The 13060-nt window shown below is 56.7% G+C and carries 13 protein-coding genes; 9 read left to right on the top strand and 4 right to left on the bottom strand.

The features are described 5' to 3' along the window. Positions 1-132 precede the first annotated feature (132 nt). A complete protein-coding gene (miaE, locus tag JHD74_RS09235; RefSeq protein ID WP_199062494.1) occupies positions 133-900 on the bottom strand; it encodes a tRNA isopentenyl-2-thiomethyl-A-37 hydroxylase MiaE in 768 nt (255 codons plus the stop codon). A 44-nt stretch (positions 901-944) separates the two neighbouring features. Beyond that, complete coding sequence (gene rraB / locus JHD74_RS09240) at positions 945-1373, bottom strand: ribonuclease E inhibitor RraB (protein ID WP_024529417.1); 429 nt, start codon at positions 1371-1373, stop codon at positions 945-947. A gap of 161 nt (positions 1374-1534) precedes the next feature. Between rraB and argF the strand changes: the two genes are divergently transcribed. From argF to ridA, 9 genes are all read left to right on the top strand, one after another. Further along, entirely contained in the window at positions 1535-2554 is a 1020-nt protein-coding gene (argF, locus tag JHD74_RS09245; protein ID WP_024529418.1) for an ornithine carbamoyltransferase, read from the top strand. A gap of 221 nt (positions 2555-2775) precedes the next feature. Then, positions 2776-4344 carry an ABC transporter substrate-binding protein gene (locus JHD74_RS09250; RefSeq protein WP_024529419.1) on the top strand — a complete coding sequence of 523 codons (1569 nt, stop codon included), beginning with the start codon at positions 2776-2778 and terminating at the stop codon, positions 4342-4344. A gap of 11 nt (positions 4345-4355) precedes the next feature. Beyond that, on the top strand, positions 4356-5408 hold the full coding sequence (locus tag JHD74_RS09255; protein ID WP_199062496.1) for an ABC transporter permease: 1053 nt from the start codon (positions 4356-4358) through the stop codon (positions 5406-5408). After that, on the top strand, positions 5405-6226 hold the full coding sequence (locus JHD74_RS09260; protein WP_024483417.1) for an ABC transporter permease: 822 nt from the start codon (positions 5405-5407) through the stop codon (positions 6224-6226). The genes JHD74_RS09255 and JHD74_RS09260 overlap by 4 nt, the downstream gene beginning before the upstream one ends. Beyond that, positions 6219-7055, top strand: coding sequence for an ABC transporter ATP-binding protein (locus JHD74_RS09265; protein WP_199062498.1), 837 nt, complete (start codon positions 6219-6221; stop codon positions 7053-7055). Before JHD74_RS09260 ends, JHD74_RS09265 begins: the two co-directional genes overlap by 8 nt. Next, positions 7042-7758, top strand: coding sequence for an ABC transporter ATP-binding protein (locus tag JHD74_RS09270; protein ID WP_199062500.1), 717 nt, complete (start codon positions 7042-7044; stop codon positions 7756-7758). The genes JHD74_RS09265 and JHD74_RS09270 overlap by 14 nt, the downstream gene beginning before the upstream one ends. A gap of 348 nt (positions 7759-8106) precedes the next feature. Continuing rightward, a complete protein-coding gene (pyrB, locus tag JHD74_RS09275; protein WP_024483414.1) occupies positions 8107-9042 on the top strand; it encodes an aspartate carbamoyltransferase in 936 nt (311 codons plus the stop codon). Between the two features lie 12 nt (positions 9043-9054). Beyond that, the gene (pyrI, locus tag JHD74_RS09280) at positions 9055-9519 is read left to right on the top strand and encodes an aspartate carbamoyltransferase regulatory subunit (protein WP_021807800.1); all 465 of its coding nucleotides are present in this window, start codon (positions 9055-9057) and stop codon (positions 9517-9519) included. Between the two features lie 147 nt (positions 9520-9666). Next, complete coding sequence (gene ridA, locus JHD74_RS09285; protein WP_021179099.1) at positions 9667-10053, top strand: 2-iminobutanoate/2-iminopropanoate deaminase; 387 nt, start codon at positions 9667-9669, stop codon at positions 10051-10053. Between the two features lie 395 nt (positions 10054-10448). Here ridA and metC read toward each other — a convergent pair whose 3' ends face one another. Both metC and JHD74_RS09295 read right to left on the bottom strand, forming a co-directional pair. Beyond that, positions 10449-11636, bottom strand: coding sequence for a cystathionine beta-lyase (gene metC / locus JHD74_RS09290; protein ID WP_199062502.1), 1188 nt, complete (start codon positions 11634-11636; stop codon positions 10449-10451). Positions 11637-11690: 54 nt separating this feature from the next. After that, on the bottom strand, positions 11691-12938 hold the full coding sequence (locus JHD74_RS09295; RefSeq protein ID WP_024529424.1) for a dicarboxylate/amino acid:cation symporter: 1248 nt from the start codon (positions 12936-12938) through the stop codon (positions 11691-11693). Between the last annotated feature and the right edge of the window lie 122 nt (positions 12939-13060).

Below are 13060 nucleotides of genomic sequence, written 5' to 3' on the forward strand. Positions count from 1 at the left end.
CAGTTTGGAAATGAAGGAGTCACCTTGGCAACCGCTATCGCCCCTTCAACCAAGGTGAGTTAGTCGGCGCTCATGCAGAATCACTACATTTACAGCCCAACTCGATCGGTCCCCTCGCCCTGTGGGAGAGGGTTAGGGTGAGGGAAACGGCACGCCGCTGTGGAAGCGGAACTCGGTGTCCGGTGAACGGATCAGCTCCGCCTCCAACTGGCCAAAAAACGCCACGCGTTCGCTGATATCGCCACCGGCGATCTGCTCTGCCAGCGTCAGGTAATCCTGATAATGGCGGGCTTCGGAACGCAGTAGCGAAACATAAAACCGGTTCAGCTCATCGTCCAGGAACGGGGCCAGCTTGGCGAAGCGTTCGCAGGAGCGGGCCTCGATATACGCGCCGCAGATCAGCTTATCGATCAGAGTGGCCGGATCGTGAGTACGCACCTCGCGGATCATGCTTTTGGCATAGCGGCTGGCGGTGATCTTTCTATAAGGGATCTGCCGGGCCTGCATGATCTCCAGCACCTGCGAGAAGTGATGCAACTCCTCTTTGATCAGCAACACCATCTTGTCGACCAAATCCTGGCCATAGGCCGAGCCATTCTTCGGCAGGATCTTCCTGGTAAACGCGCTCTGGCGGAACAGCTCTTCCGGCACTTCCTGCGCCTCGTGCACAAACGCCTCATAGGGCCTGAGCAGTGCCAGCAGGGCATCACCACTCTCTTTATCGGCCACGTAGCGGCGGATCAGCCACATGCCGGTCTGCGCCGCTTTCAGCTCGCATACCAGGTGGTCGGTCAGCAACAGGGGCAGGTTTTCCGGGCGGCGGGCCGCTTCGATCCAGCCATCCGGGGTTTCACAGTGCAGGAAGTTTAAAATCGGGGATAACAGAGATTGGTATTTCATCGGGTTCTATCAGGGGCCAGCTTGCGCCAGCCCGCAGGATTTAATTAATGACGTTTGCCGTCGTCGTCTTCATCGATAAAGTCGCCGTCTTCTTCATCGTCGTCGCCTTCTTCACCGTTCGGATCTTCATAGTAGGTGCCCCAACCGTCGTAATTGACACCGCATTTTTCTGCCAGTGCCACCAGTTGTTCTACCTGGCTGTCGATCAGCTCGGCATTCAGCGCAACTTCGCTGATCACGTCACAACACATCACCATGGAGCCATCTTCCACTTCCAGCTCTTCGGCATCGGTCACTTCGTAGCCCAACTTGAAGGCTTCCACGGCGGCCTGCTCCAGAACTTCAAACTTTTCGGCAGAGAAATGGTGCTCGATAGTGTAGAGCGCATCCGGATCGCTGCCGTCTTCCAGCAGTTCTTCGATGATCAGGCGGGTTTCTTCACGTTGTTCTTCCAGCAATTCGCGGTTTGCCATGCCTCTATCCTCAATAAAATGGGCTTCGTTACTTCTATTTTCACACACCGCTGGCACCGCTGCCACGATAAACGTGAAAGATTTCTGCTTCGGGGTTGAAATTGAATATTCATACATATAAAGTGAATTTAAATTCAATCAAACGATAGGGATTTACGGAGATGAGCCAGATGAACCCGTTCTACAGTCGTCACTTTTTGAGATTAATGGATTTTACCCCCAGTGAGATCCAGTCCTTGTTGCAGTTGGCCGCCGATTTGAAGCTGGCCAAGAAGCAAGGCCAGGAAACCCGCCATCTGCAAGGCAAGAACATTGCGCTCATCTTCGAAAAAGACTCTACCCGTACCCGATGCTCTTTCGAAGTTGCCGCATTCGATCAGGGCGCTCAGGTGACCTACCTTGGCCCAAGCGGCAGCCAGATCGGCCATAAAGAGTCGATGAAAGACACCGCACGCGTGCTGGGCCGGATGTACGACGGTATTCAATATCGTGGTTTTGGCCAGTGCCTGGTGGAAACCTTGGCAGAACACGCTGGTGTGCCAGTGTGGAATGGCTTGACCAACGAGTTCCACCCCACCCAGCTGCTGGCAGATCTGCTCACCGTGCGTGAACACCTGCCGGGGAAAGCGTTGAGCGAGGTGAAATTCGCCTACATTGGCGATGCACGTAACAATATGGGCAATACCCTGCTGGAAGCCGCCGCGCTGGTAGGCATGGATCTGCGGTTGGTCGCGCCGAAGGCCTGTTGGCCGCAGGCCGAGCTGGTTGCAGAATGCCAGGCGCTCGCACAGCAGACCGGCGGCAAAATCACCCTGACGGAAGATATTGCCGAAGGCGTACAGGGTGCCGATTTCCTGTATACCGACGTTTGGGTTTCCATGGGGGAAGCCAAAGAAGTCTGGCAGGAGCGGATTGCGCTGCTCAGGCCGTATCAGGTGAATATGGCAATGGTGAAACTGACCGGCAACCCACAGGTGAAATTCCTGCACTGTCTGCCAGCATTCCACGACGATCAAACCACGCTGGGTAAACAGATGGCCGAACAGTACGGCATGCACGGCGGTATGGAAGTGACCAACGAGGTGTTCGAGTCAGAGCACAGCATCGTGTTTGATCAGGCAGAGAACCGCCTGCACACCATTAAGGCGGTGATGGTCGCCACGTTAAGCAAAACCTTGTAAATCACCCTCTCAAAAAACCCTTCTCATAGAAGGGTTTCTTCTGGTTAATCCCCCCTTCTGGTTCTATAGTCTTTTTCGTCATATCAAATAACTTCTTGGCCTTTGCCTGTTTTTTACCAACGTTCTACCGTGGCATTCTGGCGGCAGAAATGCCGTAAAAAACTAATGAGAACAACCTCTTCTCCGTTCTGGTTTACCGGCACATTTAAGGGAAAACGTCTATGAAAGCCAAAGTCTTGCCGCTGTTTATTCTTGCCGCCCTCTCCACGACCGCACTGGCTGCCACGCCGCCAAATACGCTGGTAGTGGTGCAGTCACTGGACGATATCGTCAGCCTGGATCCGGCGGAGGCCAATGAGCTTTCCAGCATCCAGACCGTCCCCAGCCTCTATCAGCGTCTGGTGCAGGCCGATCGTGACAATCCGGCCAAGGTGATCCCGGTGCTGGCGGAAAGTTGGCAGGATGATGCCGCCGCCAAGACCCTGACGGTCAAGCTGCGCCCACAGGCAGCGTTTTCCTCCGGTAACCCGTTGACTGCAGACGACGTGATTTTCTCTTATACCCGCGCAGTGAAGATGAACAAGTCACCGGCGTTTATCCTCAACGTGCTCGGCTGGCAGCCGGACAATATCGAACAACAGCTGAAAAAGATCGACGAGCATACCGTGCAACTAAGCTGGACGGCAGACGTCAGCCCGGCGGTTGCCCTGAATATCCTCTCGACGCCGATCGCCTCAATCGTCGACAGCAAAGCCGTGCAGCCTAACGTGAAGGGTGATGACTTCGGCAACGCCTGGTTGAAGATGCACTCTGCGGGCAGCGGCCCGTTCAAGATGCGGGTTTACCAGCCACATCAGGCGATCGTGCTGGACGCCAACCCAACTTCACCGGGCGATAAGCCGCTGCTGAGCAATATCATTATCAAGAACGTGCCAGACCCAAGCGCGCGCCGCCTGCTGATCCAGCAAGGGGATGCCGACGTGGCGCGTGAACTCGGCCCGGATCAAACCGCCGCGCTGAAAAGCCAGGCGGGTGTGAAGGTGCTGGAAATCCCTTCCGCCGAGCAAAACTATCTGGTGTTCAACACCGGTAATACCGCCAACCCGCTGCTGAAGAACCCGGCCTTCTGGGAAGCGGCTCGCTATCTGGTGGATTATCAGGGCATCACCAAAGATCTGCTGAAAGGGCAATACTTCGTCCATCAGAGTTTCCTGCCCGTCGGCCTGCCGGGGGCGCTGGAGGATAACCCGTTCAGCTTCGATCCGGCCAAGGCCAAGGCGATCCTGGAAAAAGCCGGGATCACCAACGCCAGCCTGACGCTGGACGTGGAAAACAAACCGCCGTTTATCACCATCGCCCAGTCGTTACAGGCCAGCTTTGCCCAAGGTGGCGTGAAGCTCGATCTGTTGCCTGCCGCCGGTAGCCAGGTCTATGCCCGCGTACGCGCCAAGCAGCATCAGGCGGCGATCCGCCTGTGGATCCCGGATTACTTCGATGCGCACTCCAATGCCAGCGCTTTCGCCTATAACGACGGCAAAAGCAGCACGGTAGCCGGGCTGAACAGTTGGCAGATCCCTGAGCTAAGCAAACAAACGCTGGCAGCGGTCGCAGAGGCCGATCCGGCCAAACGCACTGCGCTCTATACCGCTATGCAACAGGAATTGCAGCGCAGTTCACCGTATGTGTTTATCGATCAGGCCAAAACGCAGGTGGTGCTGCGCGATAACGTCAAAGGCTATCAACAGGGCCTGAATGCAGATATGGTCTATTACGATCGCGTTAGCAAATAATCAGGATTGCCATGTCGGTAGCAATAAAATCTACGCCGGGAAGCCGTTCCCGGCGTCGTCTTTGGGGATTGGCGCAGGGGCTGCTCACGCTGGCGCTGACCCTGTTCGGCCTGTTGTTGATCACCTTCCTGCTGTCTGCCCTGTCGCCGGTGGATCGCGTGTTGCAGATCGTCGGCGATCACGCCAGCGCCGCCACCTATCAGCAGGTAAAACAGCAGCTTGGCCTGGATCGCTCTTTGCCGGTGCAGTTCTGGCACTATCTGGAGCGGCTGGCCCATGGCGATCTCGGCACCGCCAGCGCCACCGGCCAACCGGTATTGCAGGATCTGCTGCATGCCTTCCCGGCCACGTTGGAATTGGCCACGCTGTCGTTGGTGATTGGAGCCCCGCTCGGCGTGCTGGCTGGCGTATTGTGCGCGCGTTTTGCCGGCAGCAAGCTGGACATCGGCGTGCGCTTTATTACCCTGCTCGGCAATTCGGTGCCCATCTTCTGGCTGGGGCTGCTGATGCTATTGCTTTTCTACGCCAAGCTACAGTGGAGCGCCGGGCCGGGGCGGTTGGACGATGTCTACCAATACACCGTCGAGGCCAAAACCGGCTTCGCGCTGATCGACACCTGGCTTTCCGGCGATGCGGGGGCCGTGCGCAATGCGTTGGCACACCTGGTGCTGCCGGTTTGCCTGCTGGCCTATTATTCGTTGGCCAGCATTACCCGCCTGACCCGCTCCGCCTGCCTGAGCGAATTGAATAAAGAGTACATCACCCTGGCGCGTGCCAAAGGGGCCAGCGAAATGCGCATCATGTTCCGCCACGTGCTGCCCAACATCAGCGGTACCCTGCTGACGGTGATCGCGCTTGCCTATACCAGCATGCTGGAGGGAGCTGTTCTGACCGAAACCGTGTTCTCCTGGCCGGGCATTGGCCGCTATCTGACCACCGCGCTGTTTGCCGGGGACACCACCGCCATCATGGGCGGCACGCTGCTGATCGGCCTGTGCTTTGTGATTATCAACAATCTCACCGACCTGCTGGTGCGCTTGCTCGATCCGAGGGCGCGCCAATGACCATGACACTACTTAAACGCTCACCTTCCGCCACCTGCGGAGCCACCATCCTGCTGTTACTGGTGCTGATAGCGCTGTTTGCGCCTTGGTTGGCACCGGTCGATCCCAACTGGCAGAACGCTGCCAACCGCCTATTGCCGCCGGGAGCTGGCCATTGGCTCGGCACCGACAGCTATGGCCGCGACGTCCTTTCCCGCCTGATCTACGGCACCCGGCCAACCCTTGGGCTAGTGCTGCTGGTCACGGCCATCACCCTGCCGCTAGGCCTGCTGATTGGCGTGCTATCCGGCTACTACGGCGGCTGGCTGGAGCGCGTGCTGATGCGCTTTACCGACGTGGTCATGTCGATGCCACGGCTGATCCTGGCCTTCGCCTTTGTGGCGATGCTCGGCCCTGGGCTGGTTAATGGCGCGCTGGCGTTGGCGCTCACCACTTGGCCCGCCTATGCCCGCCAGGCCAGAGCCGAGATCCAACTACTGCGTAAAAGCGACTACCTGGCCGCCGCCGAGATGATGGGCATTCAGGGGCCGCGCCTGCTATGGGGCCATATTCTGCCCATGTGCCTGCCCTCTGCCGTCGTCCGGCTAGCATTGGATCTGGCGGGGATTATTCTGGCCGCCGCCGGTCTGGGATTCCTGGGGCTGGGTGCCCGACCGCCGATGGCGGAATGGGGATCGATGGTAGCCGACGGGATGCAGGTGATCTTCGATCAGTGGTGGATCGCCGCGATCCCTGGCTGTGCGATCCTGATCAGCAGCCTGGCGTTTAACCTGCTGGGCGACGGCCTGCGCGACTTACTGGATCCGCATCATGACTGAACCACTGCTGACAGCACAGAACCTGAATATCGAATTTAACGGCCACAAGGTGGTGGATAGCCTTTCTTTCAGCATTGGCCGGGAGAAAGTGGCGCTGGTGGGGGAATCAGGTTCCGGCAAATCCATGACCGCCCGCGCCCTGATGGGGCTGGTGCGTAAGCCGGGCATCGTCACCGCCGAAAAGCTGCACTATCGTGAGACAGATTTACTAAAGCTTCAGCCACGTCAATGGAACGAGGTACGCGGCGCCAAAATCGCCATGGTGCTGCAAGATCCGCGCTACGCATTGAATCCGGTGCGCAGCATCGGTAAGCAGATCGAAGAATCCCTGGTGCTGCATAACGTACTGACCCGGGCCGATCGCCATGAGCGAGTGCTGAACTCACTGGCCGCCGTCGGCTTGCCGGAAAGCCTCTATCACAGCTACCCCGGCCAGCTTTCCGGCGGTATGGGGCAACGCGCGATGTTGGCGATTGCGCTGGTCAACGATCCGCAACTGCTGATCGCCGATGAGCCAACCTCGGCGCTGGATGCCAGATTACGTAATCAGATCCTCGATCTGATCGTCGAACAAACCACGCGGCGTAACATGGGGCTGTTGCTGATCAGCCACGATCTGCCGCTGGTGGCTGAACGTTGCGACCGGGTATTGGTGATGTATCAGGGCAAGCTGGTGGATCAGGGGATCGCGGCCAACCTGCCGCTAGCCACCCATCCTTACACCCGCACGCTGTGGGCCTGCCGCCCCAATGCCAGCACCTACGGCCAGGATCTGCCGGTGCTGGATCGCAGCATCGATTTTACCCGGAGCGAACATGGCGCTGATTGACATTGAAAATTTGCAGGTCAGCTTCCCGCAGGGCAACGGCCATAAGATCGCCGTGGAGTCAGTGAGCTTTGGCGTTGAGGCGGGGGAAACCTTCAGCCTGATTGGCGCTTCCGGCTGTGGCAAGTCCACCGTGCTGCGCGTGCTGGCCGGTTTGCAACGTGAATGGCATGGAGAAATACGCTTGCTCGGCCAGCCTCTGCAACCACAGCAACGCTTCACCGGCCAATTACGCCGCGACGTGCAGATGGTGTTTCAAGATCCCTACGCTTCGTTACATCCGCAGCATCAGATTGCCCGTACGCTGGGTGAACCGTTGAAGATCCACGGTGAGAAACACATTACGGCGCGGATCGACGAAGCCTTGCGGCAGGTAGGGCTGAGCGCGGCCACGGCACAGCGCTATCCCCACCAGCTTTCAGGCGGCCAACGCCAGCGCGTCGCTATCGCCCGTGCCCTGCTGTTGCGGCCTAAGCTGCTGCTCTTGGATGAACCCACCTCGGCGCTGGATATGTCGGTGCAGGCGGAGATCCTCAACCTGCTCAACCACCTCAAACGCGAGCACGGTATGACCTACTTGCTGGTCAGCCATGACGGTGACGTGATTGCCCACATGTCCGAACGCGCCGCCCTGATGGAGAACGGCCACATCGTGCAGCATTACGACCGGGCTGCCTTACAGGCCGGTGAGCATATGCGGGATTAAGCGCTAGCAGCAACGTGGCCAAACAACCAGACACCGAGTGCCACTCGCAGCGGTAATCGCCAAGCCAATCGATTGCGAAATCGCAAAAAGTGGTGTTTTTACCCTTGCAGAGAAAAAAAGCGCGAGTATAATGCGCGACAATTTGCCAGGAGAAAGCATGAAAAACGACCTTTGTTTTGTTCGCCACACTCGACAAAACCGCCAGCCAATCGGCGGGCAACTGCCGTTATTTCCCCTGTTGCATGAACCATCATTTAAAGCCCCTCGTTGAGGGGCTTTTTTTTGTCCAAAGCATTGCTATTACATTGAAAAGCCCCGCGCCAAGGGCCCGAGTCGAGGAGAGTGAACATGGCCAATCCGCTGTATCGCAAGAACATCATCTCTATTAACGATCTCAGCCGTGAAGATCTGGAGCTGGTGCTCAGCACCGCCGCCAGCCTGAAAGCTAACCCGCAGCCGGAGCTGCTCAAACACCTGGTGATCGCCAGCTGCTTCTTTGAAGCGTCTACGCGTACCCGCCTGTCGTTTGAGACCGCGATCCAGCGCCTGGGGGCTTCGGTGGTCGGCTTCTCCGACAGCAGCAACACCTCCCTCGGCAAAAAGGGCGAAACGCTGGCCGATACCATCTCGGTGATCAGCACCTACGTTGATGCCATCGTGATGCGCCATCCGCAGGAAGGCGCATCACGCCTGGCCGCTGAATTCTCTGGCGGTATCCCAGTGTTGAACGCCGGTGACGGCTCGAACCAGCACCCGACCCAAACGCTGCTGGATCTGTTCACCATCCAGGAAACCCAGGGCCGCCTGAGCAATATCAATATCGCCATGGTCGGCGACCTGAAATATGGCCGCACCGTGCATTCACTCACCCAGGCGCTGGCAAAATATGAAGGAAACCACTTCTTCTTCATCGCGCCAGACGCTTTGGCGATGCCAAGCTATATCCTGAAGATGCTGGACGAAAAAGGCATCTCCTACAGCCGCCACAACAGCATTGAAGAAGTGGTGCCTGAACTGGATATTCTGTATATGACCCGCGTACAGAAAGAGCGCCTGGACCCGTCCGAATACGCCAACGTGAAGGCGCAGTTCATCCTGCGAGCTTCTGATTTGGCCGGTGCTCGGGACAACATGAAGGTGCTGCATCCGCTGCCGCGCATTGATGAGATTGCCATTGAGGTGGACAAGACACCGTATGCCCACTATTTCCAACAGGCAGGCAACGGTATTTACGCCCGTCAGGCGCTGTTGGCACTGGTTTTAAACGCAGATTTGGCTCTTTAAGGGGGAACCGTCATGACTCACGATAACAAACTCCAGGTTGAAGCGATCAAGTGCGGCACGGTGATCGACCATATTCCGGCGCAAATCGGCTTTAAGCTGCTCTCGCTGTTCAAACTGACCGCCACCGATCAGCGCATCACCATCGGCCTGAACCTGCCCTCCAAAGAGCTGGGCCGCAAGGATTTGATCAAGATCGAGAACACCTTCCTGACCGAGCAGCAGGCCAACCAGCTGGCGATGTACGCGCCCAAGGCTACGGTCAACCGTATCGATAACTATGAAGTAGTGCGCAAGCTGACGCTCAGCCTGCCGGATCATATCGACGGCGTGCTGACCTGCCCGAACAGCAACTGCATCAGCCGCAGCGAACCGGTGGCCTCCAGTTTCAGCGTCAAATCCCATGCAGGGGAAGTGCACCTCAAGTGCCGTTACTGCGAGAAAGAGTTCGATCATCAGGTGGTTCTACAGACCGACTAAAATCCTCCGTTTTACCAGGGTATGCCGCTGTTAATCTGGCGGGTACCCTTTATAATGGTGCGTCGTAGGGCGCTGCATGCTGCGTCCATGTGAGTTTACGGCGGGTCGACTCGCCGTTTGAACAACAACAGGATATCAGGAGAAAAAATGTCACGTAATATCAGCACTGAACTCGCGCCAGCCGCCATTGGTCCTTACGTGCAGGGCGTTGACCTGGGCAGCATGATCATCACCTCCGGCCAGATCCCGGTCGATCCAAAAACCGGTGCCGTACCCGATGACGTTGCCGCTCAGGCTCGCCAGTCATTGGCCAACGTGAAGGCGATCGTGGAAGCCGCAGGCCTGAAAGTGGGCGACATCGTTAAAACCACCGTTTTCGTCAAAGATCTCAACGATTTCGCTACCGTTAACGCGGCCTACGAAGCGTTCTTCACCGAGCACAACGCCTCATTCCCAGCGCGTTCTTGCGTTGAAGTGGCACGTTTGCCAAAAGACGTGAAAATCGAGATCGAAGCCATCGCCGTTCGCCGTTAATCGGCAACCCGGTGCGATCGAATGCGGCCAGCCTTTGCTGGCCGTTTGTTTTTTCGTCATCATCAATCTGAAACATTCATCCGCAAAATCACTCTCGTTCAAAGCCACGGGTTAGATGGGTTCTACCAACTCGCCAAATGTTCTAGCTTGACCAAGGTGCATTCTCCCTCACCCCAACCCTTTCCCCAAGGAGAGGGAGCCAGTTCAGTGCTGTTGTCAGGTGTAGGAGTCAATCTGTGACATGTTCCGTCCTCTTCCCAAGGTGAGTCAGTGTTGTAGTCGAGTGCGGGAGTCAAATTGTGGCTCGTTTAGAGCTGTCGCTATCGTCGGGCACAAAGCCCAATCTGTGGCACGGTAGGTCCCCTCTCCCTGTGGGAGAGGGTTAGGGTGAGGGGTCACTTCAGACGCGCAAATCCCGCTTCCAAATCGGCGATCAGGTCATCAATATTCTCAAAACCAATATGAACGCGCACTAACGTGCCGGTAAAGTCCACCTTGGCCGCCGGACGAATTTCGTTCAGTTCTTCCGGTTGGTTGGCCAGGATCAGCGATTCAAACCCGCCCCACGAATAGGCCATGCTGAAGTGCTCAAAATGGTCCAGATAGTGGGCAACCTGCTCGTTCGTCAACCGTGCTTTCAGCACAAAAGAGAATAACCCGCAGCTACCGCTGAAATCCCGCTGGAAGAACTCATGCCCTTTGCAAGAAGGCAGCGCCGGGTGGTTGACCCGCTCCACCTCTGGCCGTGCTGCCAGCCATTCGGCAATGGCGATGCTGCTGATCTCGTGCTGCTTGAGACGCACACCCAGCGTTCTCAGCCCACGGCTGCCGTTATAGGCGGTATCCGCGTCGGCCATTTGCCCCATCAGGTAGGAGTTTTCACGCAGTGGGTCCCAGCAACGGGCATTCGACACCGCGGTACCCAGCATCGCGTCTGAATGGCCGATGATATATTTGGTTCCGGCCTGAATAGAGATATCCACGCCATAATCCAGTGCCTTGAACAGAATGCCCGCCGCCCAGGTGTTATCAATCATGATGACGATATCTGGGTTCACCGCCCGGGCCGCCTTCACCATTGCCGGTACGTCCTGGACCTCCATGGTGATCGAGCTTGGAGATTCAAGGAACAGCACTTTGGTATTGGGCTGGATCAGCTCGGCGATCCCGGCACCGATCAGCGGGTCGTAATAGGTGGTTGCCACGCCCAGCTTGCTCAGGATCTTGTTGCAGAAATCCTGCGTCGGCTCATAGGCGGCTCCGGTCATCAGGATATGGTCGCCACTGGCAACAAACGCCAGGATAGCATTGGTGACAGCCGCCGCCCCACAAGGGTAAAGCGAGCAGCCTACCCCGCCTTCCAGCTCGGCCATCGCATCCTGGAATGAGAAATGCGTCAGGGTGCCGCGACGTCCGTAGAATAACTCCCCTTTGGCACGGTTGGCGGTGGCAAACTTTTTGGCCTTCACCGTATCGAAGGTTAAGGAAGAGGCGCGTTGGATCACCGGGTTGACCGATCCTTGGGTGAATCGAGGCTTACGGCCAGCGGTGACCAGGGCGGTTTCTATTTTTTTAGATGTCATAACAATTTGCCTGCTTTTATCGTTAATCAGGTGCGTAGGGCTATGCAGCAACCCTTACGCGATTTTTTCTGCTATATCCGTAATACCTGCGTTTTCAGAGACCGGCTGCGGCTTTTTGCCCGCAAAGCGCTCAACAATTTGTGCGGCATTGAGATCGTGTATGACGTTGATCAGCGTGGCCGGGGCGTCGGTTATGGTGCCCAGAACCACCAGCATCGGGATGGTTTCTAACGGCAGCCCCAGCGTGGTGACAATGAAAATCTCACCCAGGAAAGCCCCGCCGGGGACGCCACCCACGATAATCGCCGACAGCACGGAAATCAGCATCGTCAGGAAGAATGTCTCTATCGTGAAATCCAGCCCCAGCACCGCGAAAATAAACACGATCTTCAGGGCCGCAATCATCGCCACGCCGCCCTTATTCAGGTTTACCAGCAGTGGCAGGGAGATGTCCACGATTTCCGGATTGATCCCCATCGCTTTGGCAGCGCGGATATTGGCTGGCAAGGTGCCCAAAGAGGAACAGGTGCCCAGAGCGGTGGCCGAAGGCTCGATGGCGTTACGCCAGAAGGCACGTATCGCAGGCATGCCGCCGCCGATCCACGAGTAAAAAATGGAGCCAAAAACGTAGTACAGTAGCGTTGCAGCAAAGAACAGACCGATGGCTCTGGCAAAGGTGACCAGCAACTGTGAGTCTTGGCTGGCCATGGTGGAAGCAAAATAGCAGCCCAGCCCGATGGGTGCCCCCTTCATGATGATCGACACAATCTTCATGATGATGGTGTTGAGATCGTTGAGTGAATTGGACACCCGCTTGCCCTGCTCACCCGACTGGCCGATAGCGATGCCGGCAATCACGGACATGATAATCAGCGCCAGGATGTTGGATTTCGACAGTAGCCCGACGAAGTCGTTGGTGGTCACCATGCTGACAAAATCCATACCTCCACCACCGGCATTAAACTTCTCCGCCAGTTCGATGGTGACCCCCTGCGCGGGGTTGAACAGCGTGGCCAAACCGACGATACCGGCCGCAGGTATCAGCGCCATCACAATGGAAACGGCAAAAATCACCCCCATGATGCGCCCGAGCTTTTTCAGGTCGGTCATGCTGGCGATCGAGGACATGACGCTGACACTGACCAACGGCACGATAATCATAAACAGCAGGTTAAGGAATATCTTACCGATTGCCTGTAATTTCAACGCAATATCGGGCGCGTAAATACCGACTATCCCCCCGAGCGTTAAGGCAAATAGCAGAATAAATGATGATTTGTAGGGTTCTAAACGTTTCCACATATTCAATTCCTTATTTTTATCTTTTTTGTTCATGTGACTTAAGTCACTTTTTTATTTTTCTCTACAGTAATATGTGACTTGTGTGAGACAGGTCACCCCTTGGTGTTTAGTTGTGATCCGGT

Source organism: Serratia sp. ASV30 (genome assembly GCF_016428815.1).
GTDB classification, from domain to species: Bacteria; Pseudomonadota; Gammaproteobacteria; order Enterobacterales; family Enterobacteriaceae; genus Chania; species Chania fonticola_C.